Source organism: Bradyrhizobium sp. PMVTL-01 (assembly GCF_051861855.1).
GTDB lineage: Bacteria > Pseudomonadota > Alphaproteobacteria > Rhizobiales > Xanthobacteraceae > Bradyrhizobium.
In genome coordinates this window covers 5,094,153-5,114,962 of the sequence record NZ_CP193982.1, presented here as the reverse complement: position 1 = coordinate 5,114,962, position 20,810 = coordinate 5,094,153, and the positions used below count along the sequence as shown (strand labels likewise).

Below are 20,810 nucleotides of genomic sequence, written 5' to 3'. Positions count from 1 at the left end.
TGATCGCCTTTGCCCCGTGGCAGCGACTATTGCGAACCGGATTCGAGGGAGGCGCCCTCGTCGTCCAGCCTTGTTGCTCGCGCTTCATACTCGTCGGCCATCGCTCGCAACCGTTGTGCGGCTTCGTGATGAGCGAGTTCGTCCGCGACGCGGCGACAGCGTTCAGCGTGGTCGAGCAGGGCCCGCTTCTCGATGTTCATGCCGCGACAACGCTCGAACGGGCCATTGGTCCCTGCGCGGCTGCCGGAACCGCGCGATGGCCTCGCAGCGGTCGACGGGAAAATCTGGCAATATTGTCATGTCGCCTCGGAACGTGGCGCTGGAGCCGGCGTTTACATCAAAGGCTGCTGAGGGACAAAATCCATGTACGACGTGTGCCAATTGGCGACCGCGGTTCTCGCGATTGCCTTTACGGCCCTGCTGTTGGTCACGGGTCAACGGTTCATCGAGTATCGACTCCAGCATGAAGCAATGACCCCGATCGTGGCGTTGGCAACGCTGCCGCGATAGCGGTGGGTCGCCGGGACGAATCGTGACTTGCGCGGTGCGGCATCTCGCCTAGATTGAGCGCGCTCAGTCCATGCACCAAAGGTCCCGATGTCCGATCTCTCCGACTTTCACATCACCAAGCGTTGGCCGGCCAGGAATCCCGAACTGCTTCAGCTCTATTCGTTGCCGACGCCGAACGGCGTCAAAGTCTCGATCATGCTGGAGGAGACCGGGCTGCCATACGAAGTCCACCTCGTCGATTTCGGCAAGGACGACCAGAAGACGCCGGAATTCCTCTCCCTCAATCCGAACGGCAAGATCCCGGCGATGCTCGATCCCAACGGTCCAGGCGGCAGGCCGTTGGCGCTGTTCGAATCCGGAGCGATCCTGCAATACCTCGCGGAAAAGACCGGCAAGCTGCTGCCGCAGGATGCCGCGCGCCGCTACCAGACGCTCCAGTGGCTGCATTTTCAGATGGGCGGTATCGGGCCGATGTTCGGCCAGGTCGGCTTCTTCCACAAATTCGCCGGCAAGGATTTTGGGGACAAGCGGCCGCTGCAGCGCTATGTCGACGAGTCGAAGCGGCTGCTCGGCGTCATGGAGACGCATCTTTCCGGCCGGCAGTGGTTCATGGATGACGACTACACCATCGCCGACATCTCCATGCTCGGCTGGGTGCGCAACCTTATCGGCTTTTACGGCGCGGGCGAGTTGGTCGCGTTCAGCCAGTTCAAGTCGGTTGCCGTCTGGCTCGAATGCGGATTGGCGCGGCCGGCAGTGCAGCGCGGCCTGAACATTCCGAAGCGGCCGTAGGATCAGCCCAGCGCCGGTGGCCATGTAAGCGCCATCAGCGCGACGAGGGCGATCATGGCCCGGCGTTGGTCAAGTCCGGGCCGTCGGAGGGGAGAAACAGCCGGGGATTGTGCTGTTGCGACGCGGGCAGGAGCGGGGCTTCGGTCCGGTGGTCGCGTTGCGGCTAGAACAGCCGTCCGCCGTTCGGCACGGGCTTGCTCGGCTGCACCAGGACGACCTTGCCGTCGGCATCGGGAAAGCCGAGCGTCAGCACCTCGGAGACGACAGGCCCGATCTGGCGCGGCGGAAAGTTGACGACCGCCGCGACCTGTTGGCCCACCAGCGTCTCGAGCAGATGGTTCTCGGTGATCTGGGCCGAGCTCTTGCGCACGCCGATCGCGGGCCCGAAGTCGATCCAGAGACGCCAGGCCGGCTTGCGCGCCTCCGGGAACGGCTTGGCGTCGACGATGGTGCCGACGCGGATATCGACCGCAAGGAAGCTGTTGAAATCGATGGTCGGCAAGGCGGCCGCCGCGGGATCGTGGGTGACGTGCATCATCTGTCCGTTTTGCAGAGCGGGCTTCGTTTGCAATATTGTCGCGCGAAGCGGAGTTTCGTACAACGCTGCTGCCGAAGCATCACGCATGCGCGAGGAGCTGCCTTGCCCAACATCATCTATGGCATCAAGAACTGCGACACCATGAAGAAGGCGCGCACCTGGCTCGACGATCATGGCGTGGCTTACGACTTCCACGACTACAAGGCAGCGGGCGTCGAGAAGGACAAGCTCAAGCAGTGGAGCGACAAGGTCGGCTGGGAGACGCTGCTCAATCGCGCCGGCACGACCTTCAAGAAGCTCCCCGATTCCGACAAGGAAGGCCTCACCGAGAAGAAGGCGCTGGCGTTGATGCTGGCGCAGCCGTCGATGATCAAGCGGCCGGTGCTGGAAGTCGGCGGCAAGCTGCTGGTCGGCTTCAAGCCCGACATCTATGCCAAGGAAGTCAAGGGCAAGTAGTCGGGCCGAGTAGGCCGGCGCTAGTTCAGCTCGATGATCTCGGCGGCCTCACCACGCTGATCGGCGAAGTCGACGACGTCCGCGGCCGCGATGCGGCCGGGTACGCGATGAAAGAGGTCGCGGTCGATCACGGCGCACAATTTGGGGCGCGGCAGCGCGTCATTTCCGCGCATCAGATTCCTGATCTCGAAGCCGCCATCCTCGCAGAAGGTCTTGAGCGAGCCGATGACGTGACAGACCTTGCCGTCGGTCAGGAACGGCAGCAGCAGGCGCTCATAGGCGACGACCCGCCCATAGACGTCGTCGACGTTGGCGACGCTGTAGACCGGAAGCCCGCGTGCGACGCATTCGTGGTAGACCGGCATCACCAGCGGCACGAGCCCCGGCCCGATATATTCGTCCAGCGGCACGCCCTTGCCGGTGTGCCCGTAGGCATGCGAGATGCGCGTGCCTTCGCTCTGGATGATGAGGCGCGGGAGGGCGGCCGAGTTGTCCACCGCATAATAGATGAGATCGGACTGCTCCTCCTCGAGCCGCGCCGGCTGGTAATCCCAGATCGCCGGTGCGATATCCTGGCGCGCATAGAGCCGCAGCCACGTGTTCAACAGATCACGCTGCCTGATCGACTTGACGACGGAGGGGGCGGCGCTTGCGAAATCCAAAACAACATTCCCGAAAGAACATACCCGCAGCATGATGCCGCCCACGGGAAAATTTTTGATGAAGGCTGGTGCGCGGGGCGAAAGACCGTTAACGACGGCTTGATGGCCGGTGCTTTTGCGAACCGGGAGGCCGGGCAGGCACGACATCAAAACATCTCCGACTAAGGGAGCATTTGTTTCCCGGCCGGAGGCCTGATCTGCTCAGCTTTCCGCCTTGCCTAACCCCCGTCACCTCCGGCATATTCCGCGCCCGGAGGCGGCGTTCCGGACGGGCTCCAGGACCTCCGGGATGGCGAAGCAACAAGGACAGCGCGGCGCGTCGCGCGGGCAGGGGGAAATCTGTTTGGCCGATGAGTTCATTCTCGAAACGGAAGGCTTGACCAAGGAGTTCGCGGGCTTCTTCGCCGTCCGCGACGTTGCGCTCAAGGTTCGCCGTGGGAGCATTCATGCGTTGATCGGCCCGAACGGCGCCGGCAAGACGACGTGTTTCAATCTTCTGACCAAGTTCCTCAAACCGTCTGCCGGTAAGATCCTGTACAAGGGGCAGGACATCACCGCGATGGCGCCGGCCGACGTCGCCCGCATGGGACTTGTCCGTTCGTTCCAGATCTCAGCGGTATTTCCGCATCTCACCGCGCTGGAAAACGTCCGCGTCGCGCTGCAGCGCCAGCACGGCAGTTCCTTCGATTTCTGGCGCTCGAAGTCGGTGCTCAACCGTTTCAACGATCGCGCCCGCGAGCTGCTGAACGATGTCGGCCTCAGCGAGTTTGCCAATACGCCCGCGGTCGAAATGCCCTATGGGCGCAAGCGTGCACTGGAGATCGCAACCACGCTCGCGCTCGACCCGGAGATGATGCTGCTGGACGAGCCGATGGCCGGCATGGGCCACGAGGACATCGACAAGATCGCGGCACTGATCAAGCGCATCTCCGCGAAATACACCATCCTGATGGTCGAGCATAATTTGAGCGTCGTGGCCAATCTCTCCGACATCATCACGGTGCTGACGCGCGGGCAGGTGCTCGCGCAAGGTCATTACAGCGAGCTCACCAAGGACGAGCGCGTCAAGGAAGCCTACCTGGGAGCCGGTCATGCCTGACACTGCGATCGCCGAGGCTCCGGCAAGGGCTGCGACCGGCGGAAACATCCTCCAGGTCCGCAACCTCGAAGCATGGTACGGCGAGTCCCACATCCTGCACGGGATCAACTTCGACGTGAATGCGGGCGAGGTCGTCACCCTGCTCGGGCGCAACGGCGCCGGCAAGACCACCACGCTGAAGTCGATCATGGGCATCATCGGCAAGCGTGCCGGTTCGGTGAAGTTCAACAACCAGGAGATCATTCGCGCCACCTCCGACAAGATCGCGCGGATGGGCATCGCGTTCTGCCCGGAAGAGCGGGGGATATTCGCCAGCCTCGACGTGCGAGAGAATTTGATGCTGCCGCCGGTGGTCCGCGAGGGCGGACTGCCGCTGGAGCAGATCTTCGATCTGTTTCCGAACCTGAAGGAGCGGCTGAACAGCCAGGGCACGAAGCTGTCCGGCGGCGAGCAGCAGATGCTCGCGATCGCGCGCATCCTGCGCACCGGCGCGAGCTTCCTGATGCTGGACGAGCCGACCGAGGGCCTTGCGCCGGTCATCATCCAGCAGATCGGTCATACCATTGCGCGGCTCAAGAAGGAGGGCTTCACGATCCTCCTGGTCGAGCAGAACTTCCGCTTCGCATCCACCGTCGCCGATCGTTATTATGTGGTCGAGCACGGCAAGATCATTGACGGGTTCTCCAATTCGGAGCTCCCCGCCAACATGGACAAGCTCCACGCCTATCTCGGCGTCTAGAACTGCCAGAGAAGACTTCAAAAAAAGGAAAGTTGCATGAAGACCAGGTCGATTGCGTCATTGCTGCTGACCACCGCGCTCACCTTCGCCGCAGCAGGCGTCGCGTCCGCGCAGGACAAGGCCGTCAAGATCGGCGCGCTGTCCGATCAATCCGGCCTGTACGCCGATCTCGGCGGCCCCGGCTCGACGCTCGCCGCGCAGATGGCGGTTGAGGATTCCGGCCTTGCCTCGAAGGGCTGGAAGATCGACATCATCTCCGGCGATCACCAGAACAAGCCGGACATCGGCACCGCGATCGCGCGGCAGTGGTTCGACGTGGACAAGGTCGACGTCATCGTCGACGTGCCGAATTCCGGCGTGGCGCTCGCCGTCAACAACGTCATCAAGGAGAAGAACGGCGTCTACATCAACTCGGGCGCAGCGACCTCGGACCTCACCAATGCGCAGTGCTCGCCCAACACCGTGCACTGGACCTACGACACCTACATGCTGGCTCATACCACGGGCCAGGCGCTGGTGAAGGCCGGTGGCGACAGCTGGTTCTTCCTGACCGCGGACTACGCCTTCGGTGCGGCGCTCGAGCGCGACACCACGTCCGTCGTCACCGCCAACGGCGGCAAGGTCGTCGGCGGCGTCAAGCATCCGCTGAACACGCCGGACTTCTCCTCCTTCCTGCTGCAGGCGCAGGCTTCCAAGGCCAAGATCATCGGCCTCGCCAATGCCGGCGGCGATACCACCAACACGATCAAGCAGGCGGCCGAGTTCGGCATCGTCAAGGGCGGCCAGAAGCTCGCGGCGCTGCTGCTGTTCCTCACCGACGTCAAGGCGATCGGTCTGGAGACGGCGCAGGGCCTCAACTTCACCGAGACCTTCTACTGGGACATGGACGACAAGACCCGGGCCTTCTCCAAGCGCTTCTCCGGGAAGATGAAGAACAACGCGCCGCCGACCATGGTGCAGGCGGGCGTCTATGCGGGCGTGCGCCACTATCTCAAGGCGCTGGAAGCCCTCGGCGGCAATCCTCATGACGGCGTCAAGGTCGTCGAGAAGATGAAGTCGATGCCGACCGAGGACGATCTGTTCGGCAAGGGCGAGATCCAGCCCAACGGCCGCACCATCCACAACGCCTATCTGTTCGAGGTGAAGAAGCCCTCGGAGTCCAAGGGGCCGTGGGACTTCTACAAGCTGGTCGGAACGGTGTCGGGCGATCAGGCCTTCACGCCGCTGGCCGAAAGCAAGTGTGCGCTGCTCAAGAAGTAGGATAACCGCCCGCGGGCCTTGGAGCCTGCGGGCGACTTTCAGGGAACGCCGAAGGGACCGGGTGCGGGATCGATGCAGGCTCTTTACGCTCAGCTACTGGTGGGACTGATCAACGGCTCGTTCTACGCGCTGCTCAGTCTCGGGCTTGCCGTGATCTTCGGCATGCTCAACATCATCAACTTCGCCCATGGCGCGCTCTATATGATGGGCGCTTTCGTCGCCTATTTCCTGCTGAACCTCGGCGGTATCAATTACTGGTGGGCGTTGTTGCTGGCCCCGATCATCGTGGGCATCTTCGGCATGATCCTGGAGCGGACCATGCTGCAATGGCTGACCGGGCTCGACCATCTCTATGGCCTGCTCTTGACCTTCGGCATCGCGCTGATCGTGCAAGGCGTGTTCCAGAACTATTTCGGCTCCTCTGGCCTGCCTTACGCCATTCCGGACCAGCTCAAGGGCGGCATGAATCTCGGCTTCATGTTCCTGCCGATCTATCGCGGCTGGGTCGTCGTGTTCTCGCTGGTGGTGTGTCTTGCCACCTGGTTCCTGATCGAGAAGACGCAGCTCGGCGCTTACCTGCGCGCCGCCACCGAAAACCCGACGCTGGTCCGCGCCTTCGGCATCAACGTGCCGCGCATGATCACGCTGACCTACGGGCTCGGCGTCGGCCTTGCCGCGCTCGCCGGCGTGCTCTCGGCGCCGATCAACCAGGTGCGCCCGCTGATGGGCGCCGACCTCATCATCGTGGTGTTCGCCGTGGTCGTGATCGGCGGCATGGGATCGATCATGGGCTCCATCATCACCGGCTTCGCGCTGGGGGTGATCGAGGGCCTGACCAAGTATTTCTACCCCGAGGCCTCCAACACCGTCGTGTTCGTGCTGATGGTGCTGGTGCTGCTGGTGAAGCCGACGGGATTGACGGGAAGGGCGGCCTGACATGACAACCCTGACGGACGATACGCTGCAGGCAACCCCGCGCGCAGTGCGCGACGAGATGATCGTATTCGCAGTGATGGCGCTGCTGCTGGCGGCGGTGCCCTTCACCGGCGTCTATCCGTTCTTCGTGATGCAGGCGCTGTGCTTTGCGTTGCTCGCCTGCGCCTTCAATCTTCTGATCGGCTATGGTGGCCTGTTGTCGTTCGGCCACGCCATGTTCTTAGGGACCGCCGGCTATTGCAGCGCGCATGCCCTGAAGGTGTGGGGCCTGCCGCCGGAACTCGGCATCCTCGTCGGCGTCGCCGCGGCTTTCGCGCTCTCGATCGTGACCGGCTACGTTTCGATCCGCCGCCAGGGCATCTATTTCTCGATGATCACGCTGGCGCTGTCGCAGCTGCTGTATTTCATCTACCTCCAGGCGCCGTTCACCCATGGCGAGGACGGCATCCAGGGCATTCCGCAGGGACGCATGTTCGGGGTGCTCGATCTCTCCAACCCGACGGTTCTGTATTACGTCGTGCTGGTCGGCTTCCTCGCCGGCTTCCTGCTGATCTTCCGCATCATCAATTCGCCGTTCGGTGAGGTCCTGAAGGCGATCCGCGAGAACGAGCAGCGCGCCATCTCGCTGGGCTACCGCACCGACCAGTACAAGTTCCTGGCCTTCGTCCTGTCCGGCACGCTGGCGGGCTTCGCCGGAGCGCTGAAGGTGTTCGTGGCCCAGAACGCCTCGCTCACCGACGTGCATTGGTCGATGTCGGGCGAAGTCGTGCTGATGACGCTGGTCGGCGGTCTCGGCACCATCTTCGGCCCCGTGGTCGGCGCCTTCGTGATCATCGCCATGCAGCAATATCTGGCGAGCTTCGGCCAGTGGGTGACGGTGATCCAGGGCTCGATCTTCGTGATCTGCGTGCTCACCTTCCGCCGCGGCGTCATCGGTGAAATCGCCCATTACTTCAGGCGTTCGCTCTAAGTCGTTGATTCGACGAAAAGTTAGCCATCGGTGAAAGCGGTGGATGATCCGGCTCCGCGGGCGCGAGGTAGCACGCGCGCGGACCGAAAATGGTCTATGACAGTTTCATGACGGCCCATCCGGGCCGGGCCATTATCCAACCGGTAGCCTGCCCCATGATGCGATGGTTTCGCGCGTTCCTGCCCAAGGAAGAACGGTTCTTCGACCTGTTCGACCGCCATGCCCAGACGGTGATCCAGGGCGCGATCGCGCTCCAGGGCGTGCTCAACGGGGGTGAGGAGACGCCGGTCTATTGCCAGCGCGTCAACCAGTTCGAGAACGATGCCGACAACATCACCCGCGAGGTGTTGACGGCGGTGCGCCGCACCTTCATCACCCCGTTCGATCGCGGCGACATCAAGAACCTCATCACCTCGCTGGACGATGCCATCGACCAGATGCAGCAGACGGCCAAGGCCGTGATGCTGTTCGAGGTCCGCACCTTCGAGCCGCCGATGCGGGAGATCGGCGCGCTTCTGATCGAATGCGCCAATCTGGTCGGCCGCGCGCTGCCGCTGATGCAGTCGATCGGCAAGAACGTCGCCATGCTGACTGCGATCACGGAGGAACTCGGCAAGCTCGAGGGCCGCGTCGACGATCTCCACGACATCGGGCTGAAGGAGCTGTTCCTCAAGCATCGCGACGGCAACGCGATGGACTTCATCGTCGGCGTCGAGATCTACGACCACCTCGAGAAGGTGGCCGACCGCTTCGATGACGTCGCGAACGAGATCAACAGCATCGTCATTGAGCAGGTATAGGGCGGGGCTGCCGTGGATGCTGCGTTGGGTGTTCCCCTCCTGGTCGGATTGATCGCCGTCGCGCTGCTGTTCGACTTCCTGAACGGCCTGCACGACGCCGCCAATTCGATCGCGACCATCGTCTCGACCCGCGTGCTGCGGCCGCAATTCGCGGTGTTCTGGGCCGCGTTCTTCAATTTCGTTGCCTTCATGGTGTTCGGCCTGCACGTCGCCCAGACCATCGGCACCGGCATCATCGATCCCTCGATCGTCGACGCCCAGGTGATCTTCGCAGCCCTCGTCGGTGCCATCGTCTGGAACATCGTCACCTGGGCGCTCGGCATCCCATCCTCGTCCTCGCATGCGCTGATCGGCGGCCTCGTCGGCGGCGGCATGGCCAAAGCGGGGATTTCGGCGGCGGTGTGGAGCGGTCTGTCGAAGACGGTGCTGGCGATCGTGCTGTCGCCGCTGGTCGGTTTCCTGCTCGCGATGATGCTGGTCGCGATCGTATCGTGGCTGTCGGTGCGCTCGACGCCGTTCGCGGTCGACCGCGCCTTCCGCATCCTGCAATTCGCCTCCGCCTCGCTCTACTCGCTCGGCCATGGCGGCAACGATGCACAGAAGACGATGGGCATCATCGCCGTGCTGCTGTACTCGCAGGGCCATCTCGGCAATGAGTTCTCGGTGCCGTTCTGGGTGGTGCTGTCCTGCCAGGCGGCGATGGCGCTGGGCACGCTGATGGGCGGCTGGCGCATCGTCCGCACCATGGGCCTGCGCATCACCAAGCTGACGCCGATGCAAGGTTTTTGCGCCGAGACCGGGGGCGCTGCGACCCTGTTCATGGCGACCTTCCTCGGGGTTCCCGTCTCGACCACCCACACCATCACCGGCGCCATCGTCGGCGTCGGCGCGGCCCGGCGCGTCTCGGCGGTGCGCTGGAACGTCGCAAGCTCGATCGTCTATGCCTGGGTGATCACGATCCCGGCCTCGGCCATCGTGGCCGCGCTGACCTGGTGGGCGGTCAGGATCTTCGTCAGGTGACGTGCTTCAACCCGACGATGCCGGCCACGATCAGCCCGATGCTGGCGAGGCGGAACGCCGTGGCCGGCTCCCCGAACAGGACGATGCCGAGCGTGGCGGTGCCGACCGCGCCGATCCCGGTCCAGACCGCATAGGCGGTCCCGACGGGCAGCGATTTGAGTGCTACTCCGAGCAGGATCACGCTGCCGGCCATCGCCGCGAGCGTGATGACGGAGGGAACAAGCCTGCTGAAACCCTCGGTGTATTTCAGCCCGATCGCCCAGGTGATCTCGAGAAGACCGGCGACGAACAGGATGCTCCAGGCCATGACGACCCTCCATTCACGGCAGGGTCGTCCCCGCGGCTGATATGCTGGTGGGATAGGAGGGCCGTCCCTCCCAGCGGCCGATATGGGGCTGGCCGGAGGGCTCTGCAATCACCAAATGAGGCTTGATCAGGCCCATTTTCCCTGCCAAACGCTCCCGCCATGTCCGACATCGCCACCACCGCAGCCGAATCGACGGCCCGTTCCCCGCTCGCCACCGAGGTGGCGCGGCGGCGGACCTTTGCGATCATCTCCCATCCCGACGCCGGCAAGACCACGCTGACCGAGAAGCTGCTGCTGTTCGGCGGCGCCATCAATCTCGCCGGCCAGGTCAAGGCCAAGGGCGAGCGGCGCAACACGCGTTCGGACTGGATGAAGATCGAGCGCGAACGCGGCATCTCGGTCGTGACCTCGGTCATGACCTTCGAGTTCGAGGGTCTCGTGTTCAACCTGCTGGACACGCCGGGCCACGAGGACTTTTCGGAAGACACCTATCGCACGCTCACGGCGGTCGATTCCGCGGTGATGGTGATCGACGCCGCCAAGGGCATCGAGGCGCGCACCCGGAAGCTGTTCGAGGTGTGCCGTCTGCGCGACATCCCGATCATCACCTTCATCAACAAGATGGACCGCGAGAGCCGCGACGTGTTCGAGCTGCTCGACGAGATCGAGAAGACGCTGGCGCTCGACACCACGCCGATGACCTGGCCGGTCGGCCGCGGCCGCGACTTCCTCGGCACCTATGACGTCGTCAATGGCGGCGTGCGCCTGCTCGAAGGCGGCGGCGCCAAGACCGGCGCGGCGCAGCAGATCGAGATCGCCGAGCTCGCCAAGCTCAACGCCAACCTCGATGTCGGCGCAGTGAAGGACGAGCTCGAGCTCGTCACCGAGGCCTCGAAACCGTTCGAGCTCGGCGCCTTCCGCGAGGGCCATCTGACGCCGGTCTATTTCGGCAGCGCGCTGCGCAATTTCGGCGTCGGCGATTTGCTGGAAGGTCTCGGCAGGTTTGCGCCCGAGCCGCGCGCGCAGGAGAGCGACCAGCGCAAGGTCGAGGCCACCGATCCGCGCATGAGCGCCTTCGTGTTCAAGATCCAGGCCAACATGGATCCGAACCACCGCGACCGCATTGCGTTTGCGCGCCTTTGCTCGGGCAAGCTCAGCCGCGGCATGAAGGCCAAGCTGGTGCGCACCGGCAAGAGCATGCCGCTGTCGAGCCCGCAATTCTTCTTCGCGCAGGACCGGTCCGTGGCGGACGAGGCCTTCGCCGGCGACGTCGTCGGCATTCCCAACCACGGCACGCTGCGCATCGGCGACACGCTGACCGAAGGCGAGGACTTCACCTTCGTCGGGGTGCCGAGCTTTGCCCCGGAAATCGTCCGCCGCGTCCGCCTCACCGACGCGATGAAGGCGAAGAAGCTGAAGGAAGCGCTGCAGCAGATGTCGGAAGAGGGCGTGGTGCAGGTGTTCCGCCCGCGCGACGGCGCCCCGGCGCTGGTCGGCGTGGTCGGCGCGCTCCAGCTCGACGTGCTGAAGGCGCGGCTGGAGGCGGAATATTCGCTGCCCGTCGAGTTCGAGGTCAGCGAGTTCCAGCTGGCGCGCTGGGTCTCCTCGGAGGACCGCAAGAAGCTCGACACTTTTATTGCCGCCAACACCTCGAGCATCGCCGACGACGTCGACGGCGATCCTGTGTACCTGGCGAGAAACGAGTTCTATCTCGGCTACACAAGGGAACGGGCCGAGGGCATCGAGTTCACCAACGTCAAGGACGTCAAGAAGAAGGGATAGGGGCTGCTCCCTCCAGTGCTGCATTGAGCCCCAGCCTCCGCCGTCATGCCCCGGCTTGACCGGGGCATCCAGTACGCCGCAGCCCATCGATTCAATCACGACGTCTTGGAGTACTGGGTCGCCCGGTCAAGCCGGGCGACGAGTGCCTGAACGCGAGCACGTGAACAGCCGCAGGCTTGACGTGGTCGGAGGCGATGCCACCTTCATTCCATGTGGCGCGGCATTCTCGTTCTCATCCTTCTGACGATCTCGCCGATCGCTGCCGAAGCGCAGCGACGTCAGATCAATCCGATTCCGTTCGCGCACGAGCCGTGCAGTGTGCTCGACTATCGGCCCTGCACGCCGTCCTATTGCAGTCCGCTCGAGCCCGGCCCCTGCATTCCCGAGATGGACTATCCCTATGGGCAAAATCTCCAGCTGACGATTGAGAGCGTCCCGTCCGAAGCCGATCGCGCAAGATACCAGAAGCCGGATCACGATCTCGACACGATCGGCGACCTCTTCGCCGAGCTGCGCACTTGCTGGTCGCCGCCAGCGGACAATGCGAGGGCGGGCATGCAGATGGCGGTGCGCTTCAGCTTCAACAAGGCGGGCGGCCTGATCGGGCCGCCGCGCTTGACCTTTGCGACCGCGGGCGTGCCGGCAGATATCCGAACCACCTATCTTAACGCGATCAATTCATCGCTGAAGGCCTGCCTGCCGCTGAAATTCACCAGCGGTCTCGGTGACGCCCTGGCCGGCCGGCCGATCGCGATCCGCTATGTCGACAACCGGGAGCTCGGAAAATAGCTCCATCCCCTCATCCTGAGGAGCGCGTTCTTCACGCGCGTCTCGAAGGATGAAGGCCGAGGTGCGACGGCCGGGCCTTCATGGTTCGAGGCGCCGCGCAAAGGCACCGCTCCTCACCATGAGGGGTGAGAGTTGCGAGCGGCCGCCAATCGATGATACCTCAGGGGCGGGGCTGCTTTGCGGGGAGGATGTCGTGGGTCTGCTGGTCATGATCCTGGGGCTCGTGCTGTTTTTCGGGGCCCATGTTTTTACGACGAAACGCGAGGCGCGCGCGCAGGCCATCGCAAGCCTGGGCGAGGGGACCTACAAGATCCTTTATTCGGTGGTCTCGCTTGCGGGGCTGGCGCTGATCATCTGGGGCTTCTCCCACTATCGCAGCTCCGGCTGGATCGACGTCTGGCATCCGCCGAAGGCGTTCAAGCACATCACGCTCGCGCTGATGCTGCCCGCCGCCATCCTGGTGGTCGCCTCCTATTTGCGCGGCCGCATCTATGCGACGCTCAAGCACCCGATGCTGGCCGGCATCAAGCTGTGGGCGGCCGCGCATCTTCTGGCCAACGGCGATCTCGGCTCCATCATCCTGTTCGGCTCGTTCCTGGGCTGGGCGGTCTATGACCGCATCTCGCTGAAGCATCGCAAGGATGCCGGCGGCCCGCCGATCCCGGTCGGCGGCGTCACAAATGATCTGATCGCGGTTGCCGTCGGCGTCGTTGCCTATCTGGCGCTGGCCTTTGCGTTCCATCCCGTCGTGATCGGAGTTCCCGTGGTGGGTGTCTAGCCGATCAGCGCAAGACGGCTCCCCGTCCCCATGCACGGAAGGTGACAAAGCAACGAGCCGAGGCCTCCGATGGACTGGTCGCAATCAAAAATCCCGCCAATGCATCTCGAGGCGCGCTTTGGCGATCGGGTGGTGCCGGCGTTCTGCGACCGGCCGGACAGTCTCTGGGCAATGATCGCGGAGGCCTGCGCCCGCAATCCCGATGGCGAAGCGCTGATCGCAGGTGATGTCCGGCTGAGCTGGCGCCAAGCGCTGGCGCGGGCCGCGCGGATCGCGGCGGGCTTTCGCAAGCTCGGCCTGCAGCGCGGCGATCGCGTCGGGATCCTGCTCGGCAACCGCATCGAATTTCCGCTGCTGCTGTTCGCCGCCGCCCATGAGGGCCTCGTCACGGTGCTGCTCAGCACGCGGCAGCAGAAGCCGGAGATCGCCTATGTCCTCGCCGATTGCGGCGCCAAGATCCTGATCCACGAAGCGGGGCTCGCCGAGCGGCTGCCCGCATCGCCTGATGTCCCCGACGTGATCCACCGCATCGCCGTCGACGACGATCCGCATCGGTCACGTTTCGCGGTGCTCGCGGACAATGCTCCGGCGGAGGCTCCAGTCGAGACGGGGGAGGAGGACACCGCGATGATCCTCTACACCTCGGGCACCACAGGCAAGCCGAAGGGCGCGATGCTGGCCCATTGCAACATCGTCCATTCCTCGATGGTGTTCGTGTCCTGCCTGCAATTGACGCAAGCGGACCGGTCGATCGCAGCCGTGCCGCTCGGCCATGTCACCGGCGTCGTCGCCACGAACCTGAGCCGGGCAGGCGGCCTCCGGGCTTCGGCCGGGTGGTTAACGCCTTGATCGGGCTCGCTTTGCCTTGCCACCGCCATATCGTTAGGGTACCTCGCCGCCACACGGGGACGGGATTCCTGACGCGAACGCTTTGGCGCGCGCACCCGGACGGGCATGGGATTAGCATAAGTGTCTGAATTATTTGACGAAGTCGACGAGGAAGTACGTCGCGAACAGCTCAAGAAGCTGTGGGACAAGTATTCCATCTACTTCATCGCCCTGATGGTGCTGATCGTGGCCGCCGTCGGCGGCTGGCGCGGATATCAATATCTGGAGGCCAAGAAGGCCGCCGAGGCCGGCGCGGCCTTTGAGAAGGCCGTCGAGCTGTCCGAGCAGGGCAAGCACGCCGAGGCCGAGACCGCCTTCACCGAGCTCGCCGCCAAGGCCCCCTTCGGCTATCGCACCCTGGCGCGGCTGCGCGCTGCGGCCGAGGCTGCCAGCCGCGATCCCAAGGCCGCCGCCAAGCTGTATGACGACATTGCCGCCGACCGCGGCGTGGGCGGCGAATGGCAGGATCTGGCCAGGATGCGTGCCGCCGGCCTCCTGGTCGACAGCGCCTCCTATGCCGACATGCAGCAGCGGCTGGAGGCCTCCGCCACCCCCAAATCGACCTTCCGCCACACTGCGCGCGAGATGCTGGCGCTGTCGGCCTGGCGCAACAACGACATGACCGCGGCCCGCAAATGGCTCGACACGATTGCCGAGGACGGCGAAACGCCATCCGGCCTGCGTTCTCGTGCCGAGGCGCTGGCGGCCCTGCTGCCGCCCGTCGCCAAAAGCTGACCAAGAGCTGACCGACGGGCTCTCTGACCTGACGAGATAAGATATGCGCCGCACGCCACGCTTGATCGCAGCCGCCGTCCTGATCGCCTTCACCGGCGTCCTGGGCGGCTGCTCCAGCTTCGATCCAAGCGACATGCTCGACTTCCTCGACACCAAGAAGAAGCTGCCGGGCGATCGCAAGCCGGTCTTCCCCGAGGGCGTTCCGGGCCTCGAGCAGGGCGTCCCGAAGGAAATGTACAAGGGCGCCCAGCAGCCAAATCCGAATGCGCCCGCCGTCGCGGCTCTGCCGACCGAGCCGCCCCCAGCCGAGCCGGCCAAACCGGCCAAGGGTGCCAAGGCGAAGAAGACCCATCAGCCGGCGGCGGCTGCCGCCGCACCGGCTGAGGCGCCTGCCGGCGAGGCCGATGGCGAGGTCCAGCCCGAGGCCGCGCCGCCCACCGCTGCGCCCGCGCCCAAGCAGAAGATCGTGCGCAAGCGCACCACCGCGCCGCCGCCGGATCAGCCGGTCCAGCAGGCGCAACCGACCCAGACCACACAGCAGCAATCGCAGGGCGGCTTCCCGGCGCCGCTGCCGAGCGGCAGCTTCTCGCGCTGATTTTTCCATTGCATTGACAGGCGCGGCCTTCGCAGCGCACGAATGACCGATGTCCTTCACGATCGCCATCATCGGCCGGCCCAATGTCGGCAAATCGACGCTGTTCAACCGCCTGGTTGGGCAGAAGCTCGCGCTCGTCGATGACCTGCCCGGCGTCACCCGCGACCGCCGCGAGGGTGAGGCCAAGCTCGGCGATCTCCAGTTCACCATCATCGACACCGCCGGCCTCGACGAGGGCGCCAGGGGCTCGCTGACCGCGCGCATGCAGGAGCAGACCGAGACCGCGATCGCGCAGGCCGATGCGCTGTTCTTCGTCATCGATGCCCGCATCGGCCTCACGCCCACCGATCGCGCCTTCGCCGATTTCGCCCGCAAGGCCAACAAGCCGGTGCTGCTCATCGCCAACAAGAGCGAAGGCAAGCACGGCGATGCCGGCGCGATGGAATCCTTCGCGCTCGGCCTCGGCGATCCCATCCAGATCTCGGCGGAGCATGGCGAGGGCATGGGCGAGCTCTACGACGCGCTCGCCAGGCTGATGCCGGAGCCGGTCGAGGACGACGAGCTCGATGACGACGAGCCACTCTCCGAGGAGGAGGCCGCGACGCGCCCGATCCGGGTCGCCATCGTTGGCCGGCCCAATGCCGGCAAGTCGACGCTGATCAACCATCTGCTCGGCGAAGAACGTTTGTTGACCAGCCCGGAAGCGGGCACCACGCGCGATTCCATCGCGGTCGAGATCAACTGGAAGGGCCGCGATTTCCGCGTGTTCGACACCGCGGGCCTGCGCCGGCGCTCGCGCATCGAAGAGAAGCTGGAAAAGCTCTCGGTCGCCGACGCGCTGCGCGCCGTGCGCTTTGCCGAAGTCGTCGTGCTGATGATGGACACCCAGAACCGCTTTGAGGAGCAGGACCTCCGTATCGCGGATCTGATCGAGCGCGAGGGCCGCGCAATCGTGCTTGCCGCCAACAAATGGGACCTGATGGAGACCAAGGGCGGCGGCGCCATCTCGAACTTGCGCCGCGATGCCGATCACTGGCTGCCGCAGGTCAAGGGCGTGCCGATCGTTGCGGTCTCGGGCCTGATGGGCGAGGGCATCGACCGCCTGATGCAGGCGATCCAGGACGCCTACGCGATCTGGAACAGGCGCGTGCCGACCGCGGCGCTCAATCGTTGGTTCGAGCAGGCGATCCAGGCCAATCCGCCGCCCGCGGTGTCCGGCCGCAGGCTGAAGCTGAACTACATCACGCAGACCAAGGCGCGTCCGCCGAGCTTCGTGCTGTTCTGTTCGCGCGCCGACGCGGTGCCGCAATCTTACCTGCGCTACCTCACCAATTCGATGCGCGAGACCTTCGAACTGCCGGGCACGCCGGTGCGCATCACCCTGCGCGAGAAGGCCAATCCCTTCGCGCACAAGCGCAAGCGGCCGTCATGAGCGCCGGCGAGGCGATGGCGCAGGGCGCAGCTTACATCGTTGGACTGGCGCCGAACGATTAGAAGCGGCCCACCACGTCTGATCTGCGGAAATGAAAGAGGTGGATTGCGCCTCGCACCGAACGACTTCCTATTTCTTCACCAGCGGGCAATCGCTCGCTTCGAGCGGCTTGGCCGCGTCTTCCGGCGCGATGGTGGCGACCAGCTTGTAATAGTCCCACGGTCCCTTCGACTCCTCCGGCTTCTTCACCTCGAACAGATAGGCCGGGATGAGACGGCGGCCGTCGGCGCGCAGCGGGCCCTTGCCGAACAGCGGATCGTCGGTCGGCAGCTCCTTCATCTTGGCGACGACCTTGGCGCCGTCATGCGGATTGGCGCCGAGCGCGTCCATCGCCTTCAGGTAATGCAGGATGCCGGCATAGAGCCCCGCGACCGTCATCGACGGCATCGAGCCCTTGGGCGAAACCTTCTGGAAGCGCTTCGACCATTCGCGGGTCTGGTCGTTGAGGTCCCAGTAGAAGGACTCGGTGAAGGTCAGGCCCTGCGCGGTCTTCAGGCCCAGCGAGTGCACGTCGTTGATGAACAGCAGCAGCGCGGCGAGCTTCTGACCGCCGGAGACGATGCCGAACTCGGCGGCCTGCTTGATCGCGTTGGTGGTGTCGCCGCCTGCATTGGCGAGGCCGATGATCTTCGCCTTGGACGACTGCGCCTGCAGCAGGAAGGACGAAAAATCGGAGCTGTTGAGCGGGTGCTTGACGCCGCCGAGCACCTTGCCGCCATTGGCCGTGACGACGGCGCTGGTGTCGCGCTCGAGCGCATGGCCGAAGGCGTAGTCGGCGGTCAGGAAGAACCAGCTGTCGCCGCCGGCCTTGGTCAGCGCCTTGCCGGTGCCGTTGGCGAGCATGTAGGTGTCGTAAGTGTAGGAGACCGTGTTCGGGGTGCAGGCCTTGCCAGTGAGATCAGCGGTGGCCGCGCCCGAATTGAGCAGCACCGAGTTCTTTTCCTTGACGAGGTTGTTCACTGCCAGCGCCACGCCCGAGCTCGGCGTGTCCGAGATGACGTCGACCTTGTCGTTGTCGATCCATTGCCGGGCGATGTTGACGCCGATGTCGGGCTTGTTCTGGTGATCGCCCGAAAGGACCTCGATGGTCCAGCCCTTGGCCTTCAGGCCGGAATCCTCGACCGCCATTTTCACGGCGGCGACCGAGTTCGGGCCGCCGATGTCGGCATAGAGGCTCGACATGTCGTTGAGCACGCCGATCTTGATGGTCTTGTCCTGGGCGTAGGCGGATGTTGCAAAACCGAAAGTGGCGCATGCCAGAAAAGCCGCAGTGCGGCGCGCGAATGTCGTCATGAAAGGTCTCCTCCATTGTCAAATATTCGGACGGCTCTCTTGCGGAGCCTTGTTCCTGTCGATGGCTCTACCGTGTCCCACGGCCGGCGGCAATGCACCTAAAGCCGGATGGCGCTGCGTCCTGGAGCATGATCCGGGAAAGTGTGAAGCGGTCTTCCGAAAAGATCATGCTCAAATAATAAGCTAAAGCGCGATGACTATTCGTCGCAATCTCATCGCGCTTTAGCGTCATCCGTCGGTTAACTTTTGGGCAAAATGCGTTGAGACGCTATTTGAGCGCGTCCGATGTCAGCTTGAACTTCTGGATGCGCTTTCCGGTATCGACCTCGGCGGTATAGACGTTACCCTTGGCGTCGATCGCCATGGCATGTACCCAGTGGAACTGGCCGGCGTTGCGGCCGCTGTGGCCGAAGCTGCCGGCCACGCTGCCGTCGTCGCGCTTGATGACCCGGATCTCGTTGTTCTCGCCGTCGGCGCTGAGCAAATAGGTCTGCTTCGGATCGGGCCAGATCGCGACGTCCCACACGGCGCCGTTGCCGAGCGTGTTCTTCTCGAAGAAAAACTCCTTCACGAAGGTGCCGTCCTTCCTGAACACCTGGATGCGGTTGTTGATGCGGTCGCAGACATAGACGAGGCCGTCATTGGCGAGCTTCACGCAGTGGACGGGATTTCCGAATTGCTGCGCAACCGGGGCCTTGGGATCGTAGGGACCCTGCTTGTCGTCGTTGGGCTTGTTGCCATAGGCGCCCCAGTGTCGCTTGTAGGCGAGCGTCGTCGCGTCGAACACGATGACGCGGCGGTTGCCATAGCCGTCGGCGACGTAGATCTCGTTCGCCTCCTTGTCGATCGCGGTCTCCGCGGGCTTGCCGAGCTGCGTCGTGTCGTTGCTGCCGAGGCTCGGCGCGATCTTGCCGATCTGGGCGACGAACTTGCCGTCGAGCGTGAACTTCAAAATGGCGTTGTCGTTGTCGGCATTGCCGCCGACCCAGACGAAGCCGCGCTCGTCGACCTCGATGCCGTGCTCGCGGCCGACCCATTCATAGCCTTCGCCTGCGCCGCCCCATGAGCGCAGCAGATTGCCGTCGCTGTCGAATTCGAGCACGGGCGGCGCCGACACGCAGCATTTCGAGCGCGGCGGGTTGAGGCTCGCACCCTTCTCGTCGTCGGTGAGCGAGCGCGGGCGATGGATCACCCAGATGTGGCCCTGCCAATCGACGGTGATGCCGCCGACCTGGCCCAGGATCCAGTTGTTCGGCAGTGGCTTTGGCCAGGAGGCATCGACGGCGAAAGTCGGCGCGTCACCCGCAGTCGCCGGACCCGGAAGCACGAATGCGATGGCCGCGATCAGGATGGAAAGGGCGTGAGAGATATATGCGAGCGCACGCGCAGAGCCTGCGCGATCATGCCATGGCGCCATGGCAACCTCCCTTTTTGTTGGCTTGCGGCTTGCTGCCGAGCGCGGGCAGTCAATCGCGGGGAGGGCCTCAAGTCAATCAGGCGGGCGAGCGGAAGCTCATCAGGCTGCGGGTCTTGTAGTCGTAGAACCTGCCGGTCTCGGTCCAGTCGGGCGCGCACAGCGGCACGATGAACTCCGCGACCTGCTCGGGCGTGTCGAGCGTCTCGGGGTCTTCGCCCGGCATCAGGGTGGCGCGCATGCGGGTGCGGATCGGCCCCGGGTTGAACAGGTTGACGCGCAGCTTCGTGTTCGCGGTCTCCTGGGCCCAGGCGCGCGCCAGCGTTTCCAGCGCGGCCTTTGACGCCGCGTAGGGGCTCACATAGGCGGTCGCCTTGTTGGCGGCGCCCGAGGTGATGAAGACGGCGCGGCCAGCGTCGGACTGCTTCAGCAGCGGCTCCATGCAGCGGATCAGCTGGAAGTTCGCGGAGACGTTGACGGCCATCACGTCGTTGAAGGCCTTCAGCTCGATATGGCCGATCGGCGAGGAGGGCCCGAGCACGCCGGCATTGCCGACGAGGATGTCGAGCCTGCCATAGCGCTCGTGCAGGCCGGCGCCGAGGCGCGCGATGCCATCGGAGTCGGTGAGGTTGAGCGGGACCAGCGTGGCGCTGCCGCCCTCCTTGCGGATCTCGTCATCGAGCTCTTCCAGGCCGCCCTGCGTCCGCGCGGTGGCCACGATATGCGCGCCGGCTTTGGCCAGGGCCTTTGCCGTGGCGAAACCGATGCCGCGCGAGGCGCCGGTGACGAGAGCGATGCGGTCGGCGAGGGGTTTTGTCATGGCGGGGTTTTACAGGCGTGGACGGCCGGGACAAGCCCCAGCGCCCTGTCATTCCGGGGCGGTCCGCAGAACCGAACCCGGAATCTCGAGATCCCCGGTTCATGCTTCGCATCGCCCGGGGATGACGCCGTCGGC

General features: G+C 64.5%; 23 protein-coding genes and 1 pseudogene. 17 read left to right on the top strand and 7 right to left on the bottom strand.

From position 1 onward, the window contains the following. Nucleotides 1–26 precede the first annotated feature (26 nt). Nucleotides 27–200, bottom strand: coding sequence for a hypothetical protein (locus ACRQ5Q_RS25045; RefSeq protein WP_439375047.1), 174 nt, complete (start codon nucleotides 198–200; stop codon nucleotides 27–29). A gap of 163 nt (nucleotides 201–363) precedes the next feature. On the opposite strand from ACRQ5Q_RS25045, the gene ACRQ5Q_RS25040 reads away from it, so the two are divergent. Beyond that, nucleotides 364–510 carry a hypothetical protein gene (locus tag ACRQ5Q_RS25040; protein WP_439375048.1) on the top strand — a complete coding sequence of 49 codons (147 nt, stop codon included), beginning with the start codon at nucleotides 364–366 and terminating at the stop codon, nucleotides 508–510. A gap of 87 nt (nucleotides 511–597) precedes the next feature. Continuing rightward, nucleotides 598–1,302: a glutathione S-transferase family protein gene (locus ACRQ5Q_RS25035; protein WP_439392630.1), complete on the top strand. Its 705-nt coding sequence runs from the start codon at nucleotides 598–600 to the stop codon at nucleotides 1,300–1,302. A gap of 163 nt (nucleotides 1,303–1,465) precedes the next feature. Here the strand turns inward: ACRQ5Q_RS25035 and ACRQ5Q_RS25030 are convergent, their stop codons facing one another. After that, nucleotides 1,466–1,837 (bottom strand): tRNA-binding protein, encoded by a 372-nt coding sequence (locus tag ACRQ5Q_RS25030; protein WP_439375583.1) that lies wholly within the window; start codon nucleotides 1,835–1,837, stop codon nucleotides 1,466–1,468. Nucleotides 1,838–1,942: 105 nt separating this feature from the next. Here ACRQ5Q_RS25030 and ACRQ5Q_RS25025 point away from each other — a divergent pair, with 105 nt between their 5' ends. Beyond that, complete coding sequence (locus tag ACRQ5Q_RS25025; RefSeq protein ID WP_439375050.1) at nucleotides 1,943–2,296, top strand: ArsC family reductase; 354 nt, start codon at nucleotides 1,943–1,945, stop codon at nucleotides 2,294–2,296. A gap of 20 nt (nucleotides 2,297–2,316) precedes the next feature. On the opposite strand, the gene ACRQ5Q_RS25020 is transcribed toward ACRQ5Q_RS25025, so the two are convergent. Next, on the bottom strand, nucleotides 2,317–2,991 hold the full coding sequence (locus ACRQ5Q_RS25020) for a hypothetical protein (protein WP_439399864.1): 675 nt from the start codon (nucleotides 2,989–2,991) through the stop codon (nucleotides 2,317–2,319). Between the two features lie 310 nt (nucleotides 2,992–3,301). On the opposite strand from ACRQ5Q_RS25020, the gene ACRQ5Q_RS25015 reads away from it, so the two are divergent. The 7 genes from ACRQ5Q_RS25015 (at nucleotide 3,302) to ACRQ5Q_RS24985 (ending at nucleotide 9,782) form a co-directional block, all read left to right on the top strand. After that, nucleotides 3,302–4,057: an ABC transporter ATP-binding protein gene (locus ACRQ5Q_RS25015; RefSeq protein ID WP_008551999.1), complete on the top strand. Its 756-nt coding sequence runs from the start codon at nucleotides 3,302–3,304 to the stop codon at nucleotides 4,055–4,057. Next, nucleotides 4,050–4,796: an ABC transporter ATP-binding protein gene (locus ACRQ5Q_RS25010; protein ID WP_439375052.1), complete on the top strand. Its 747-nt coding sequence runs from the start codon at nucleotides 4,050–4,052 to the stop codon at nucleotides 4,794–4,796. The genes ACRQ5Q_RS25015 and ACRQ5Q_RS25010 overlap by 8 nt, the downstream gene beginning before the upstream one ends. A 36-nt stretch (nucleotides 4,797–4,832) precedes the next feature. After that, complete coding sequence (locus tag ACRQ5Q_RS25005; protein ID WP_439375053.1) at nucleotides 4,833–6,056, top strand: ABC transporter substrate-binding protein; 1,224 nt, start codon at nucleotides 4,833–4,835, stop codon at nucleotides 6,054–6,056. 72 nt (nucleotides 6,057–6,128) lie between these two features. Continuing rightward, entirely contained in the window at nucleotides 6,129–6,992 is an 864-nt protein-coding gene (locus tag ACRQ5Q_RS25000; protein WP_008551982.1) for a branched-chain amino acid ABC transporter permease, read from the top strand. A gap of 1 nt (nucleotide 6,993) precedes the next feature. Continuing rightward, complete coding sequence (locus ACRQ5Q_RS24995) at nucleotides 6,994–7,962, top strand: branched-chain amino acid ABC transporter permease (RefSeq protein WP_439375054.1); 969 nt, start codon at nucleotides 6,994–6,996, stop codon at nucleotides 7,960–7,962. Between the two features lie 155 nt (nucleotides 7,963–8,117). After that, entirely contained in the window at nucleotides 8,118–8,762 is a 645-nt protein-coding gene (locus tag ACRQ5Q_RS24990) for a DUF47 domain-containing protein (RefSeq protein ID WP_439375055.1), read from the top strand. 12 nt (nucleotides 8,763–8,774) lie between these two features. Continuing rightward, nucleotides 8,775–9,782: an inorganic phosphate transporter gene (locus ACRQ5Q_RS24985; RefSeq protein ID WP_439392629.1), complete on the top strand. Its 1,008-nt coding sequence runs from the start codon at nucleotides 8,775–8,777 to the stop codon at nucleotides 9,780–9,782. On the opposite strand, the gene sugE is transcribed toward ACRQ5Q_RS24985, so the two are convergent. Then, nucleotides 9,775–10,089: a quaternary ammonium compound efflux SMR transporter SugE gene (gene sugE / locus ACRQ5Q_RS24980; RefSeq protein WP_439375057.1), complete on the bottom strand. Its 315-nt coding sequence runs from the start codon at nucleotides 10,087–10,089 to the stop codon at nucleotides 9,775–9,777. The two genes, ACRQ5Q_RS24985 and sugE, sit on opposite strands and share 8 nt — an antisense overlap. Before the next feature lie 159 nt (nucleotides 10,090–10,248). Between sugE and ACRQ5Q_RS24975 the strand changes: the two genes are divergently transcribed. From ACRQ5Q_RS24975 to der, 7 genes and pseudogenes are all read left to right on the top strand, one after another. After that, on the top strand, nucleotides 10,249–11,871 hold the full coding sequence (locus tag ACRQ5Q_RS24975) for a peptide chain release factor 3 (RefSeq protein ID WP_439392628.1): 1,623 nt from the start codon (nucleotides 10,249–10,251) through the stop codon (nucleotides 11,869–11,871). Between the two features lie 210 nt (nucleotides 11,872–12,081). Beyond that, complete coding sequence (locus ACRQ5Q_RS24970) at nucleotides 12,082–12,660, top strand: hypothetical protein (RefSeq protein WP_439375059.1); 579 nt, start codon at nucleotides 12,082–12,084, stop codon at nucleotides 12,658–12,660. A 193-nt stretch (nucleotides 12,661–12,853) separates the two neighbouring features. Continuing rightward, nucleotides 12,854–13,438, top strand: a complete 585-nt coding sequence (locus tag ACRQ5Q_RS24965) for an NnrU family protein (protein ID WP_439375060.1) — start codon at nucleotides 12,854–12,856, stop codon at nucleotides 13,436–13,438. A 69-nt stretch (nucleotides 13,439–13,507) separates the two neighbouring features. Then, a pseudogene (locus tag ACRQ5Q_RS24960) lies at nucleotides 13,508–14,254 on the top strand (AMP-binding protein); the annotation flags it as partial. A 153-nt stretch (nucleotides 14,255–14,407) separates the two neighbouring features. After that, entirely contained in the window at nucleotides 14,408–15,061 is a 654-nt protein-coding gene (locus ACRQ5Q_RS24955; RefSeq protein ID WP_439375062.1) for a tetratricopeptide repeat protein, read from the top strand. A 43-nt stretch (nucleotides 15,062–15,104) separates the two neighbouring features. After that, complete coding sequence (locus tag ACRQ5Q_RS24950; RefSeq protein WP_439375063.1) at nucleotides 15,105–15,656, top strand: hypothetical protein; 552 nt, start codon at nucleotides 15,105–15,107, stop codon at nucleotides 15,654–15,656. A 49-nt stretch (nucleotides 15,657–15,705) separates the two neighbouring features. After that, the gene (gene der, locus ACRQ5Q_RS24945; RefSeq protein WP_439375064.1) at nucleotides 15,706–17,088 is read left to right on the top strand and encodes a ribosome biogenesis GTPase Der; all 1,383 of its coding nucleotides are present in this window, start codon (nucleotides 15,706–15,708) and stop codon (nucleotides 17,086–17,088) included. Between the two features lie 129 nt (nucleotides 17,089–17,217). On the opposite strand, the gene ACRQ5Q_RS24940 is transcribed toward der, so the two are convergent. The 3 genes from ACRQ5Q_RS24940 to ACRQ5Q_RS24930 form a co-directional block, all read right to left on the bottom strand. Beyond that, a complete protein-coding gene (locus tag ACRQ5Q_RS24940; protein ID WP_439392627.1) occupies nucleotides 17,218–18,441 on the bottom strand; it encodes an ABC transporter substrate-binding protein in 1,224 nt (407 codons plus the stop codon). A gap of 268 nt (nucleotides 18,442–18,709) precedes the next feature. Next, a complete protein-coding gene (locus ACRQ5Q_RS24935; protein WP_439375066.1) occupies nucleotides 18,710–19,858 on the bottom strand; it encodes a hypothetical protein in 1,149 nt (382 codons plus the stop codon). A gap of 76 nt (nucleotides 19,859–19,934) precedes the next feature. After that, nucleotides 19,935–20,675: an SDR family NAD(P)-dependent oxidoreductase gene (locus tag ACRQ5Q_RS24930; RefSeq protein ID WP_439375067.1), complete on the bottom strand. Its 741-nt coding sequence runs from the start codon at nucleotides 20,673–20,675 to the stop codon at nucleotides 19,935–19,937. Nucleotides 20,676–20,810 lie beyond the last annotated feature (135 nt).

Bases quoted from the DNA above. Each gene is read 5' to 3' on its own strand.
- ACRQ5Q_RS24935 (WP_439375066.1), bottom strand. From the start codon at position 19,858: ATGGCGCCATGGCATGATCGCGCAGGCTCTGCGCGTGCGCTCGCATAT.
- ACRQ5Q_RS25040 (WP_439375048.1), top strand. From the start codon at position 364: ATGTACGACGTGTGCCAATTGGCGACCGCGGTTCTCGCGATTGCCTTT.
- ACRQ5Q_RS25010 (WP_439375052.1), top strand. From the start codon at position 4,050: ATGCCTGACACTGCGATCGCCGAGGCTCCGGCAAGGGCTGCGACCGGC.
- ACRQ5Q_RS24990 (WP_439375055.1), top strand. From the start codon at position 8,118: ATGATGCGATGGTTTCGCGCGTTCCTGCCCAAGGAAGAACGGTTCTTC.
- ACRQ5Q_RS25030 (WP_439375583.1), bottom strand. From the start codon at position 1,837: ATGCACGTCACCCACGATCCCGCGGCGGCCGCCTTGCCGACCATCGAT.
- ACRQ5Q_RS24970 (WP_439375059.1), top strand. From the start codon at position 12,082: ATGTGGCGCGGCATTCTCGTTCTCATCCTTCTGACGATCTCGCCGATC.
- ACRQ5Q_RS24940 (WP_439392627.1), bottom strand. From the start codon at position 18,441: ATGACGACATTCGCGCGCCGCACTGCGGCTTTTCTGGCATGCGCCACT.
- ACRQ5Q_RS25045 (WP_439375047.1), bottom strand. From the start codon at position 200: ATGAACATCGAGAAGCGGGCCCTGCTCGACCACGCTGAACGCTGTCGC.
- ACRQ5Q_RS25020 (WP_439399864.1), bottom strand. From the start codon at position 2,991: ATGCTGCGGGTATGTTCTTTCGGGAATGTTGTTTTGGATTTCGCAAGC.
- ACRQ5Q_RS24975 (WP_439392628.1), top strand. From the start codon at position 10,249: ATGTCCGACATCGCCACCACCGCAGCCGAATCGACGGCCCGTTCCCCG.
- ACRQ5Q_RS24950 (WP_439375063.1), top strand. From the start codon at position 15,105: ATGCGCCGCACGCCACGCTTGATCGCAGCCGCCGTCCTGATCGCCTTC.
- der (WP_439375064.1), top strand. From the start codon at position 15,706: ATGTCCTTCACGATCGCCATCATCGGCCGGCCCAATGTCGGCAAATCG.
- ACRQ5Q_RS25000 (WP_008551982.1), top strand. From the start codon at position 6,129: ATGCAGGCTCTTTACGCTCAGCTACTGGTGGGACTGATCAACGGCTCG.
- sugE (WP_439375057.1), bottom strand. From the start codon at position 10,089: ATGGCCTGGAGCATCCTGTTCGTCGCCGGTCTTCTCGAGATCACCTGG.
- ACRQ5Q_RS25035 (WP_439392630.1), top strand. From the start codon at position 598: ATGTCCGATCTCTCCGACTTTCACATCACCAAGCGTTGGCCGGCCAGG.
- ACRQ5Q_RS24930 (WP_439375067.1), bottom strand. From the start codon at position 20,675: ATGACAAAACCCCTCGCCGACCGCATCGCTCTCGTCACCGGCGCCTCG.
- ACRQ5Q_RS24995 (WP_439375054.1), top strand. From the start codon at position 6,994: ATGACAACCCTGACGGACGATACGCTGCAGGCAACCCCGCGCGCAGTG.
- ACRQ5Q_RS25005 (WP_439375053.1), top strand. From the start codon at position 4,833: ATGAAGACCAGGTCGATTGCGTCATTGCTGCTGACCACCGCGCTCACC.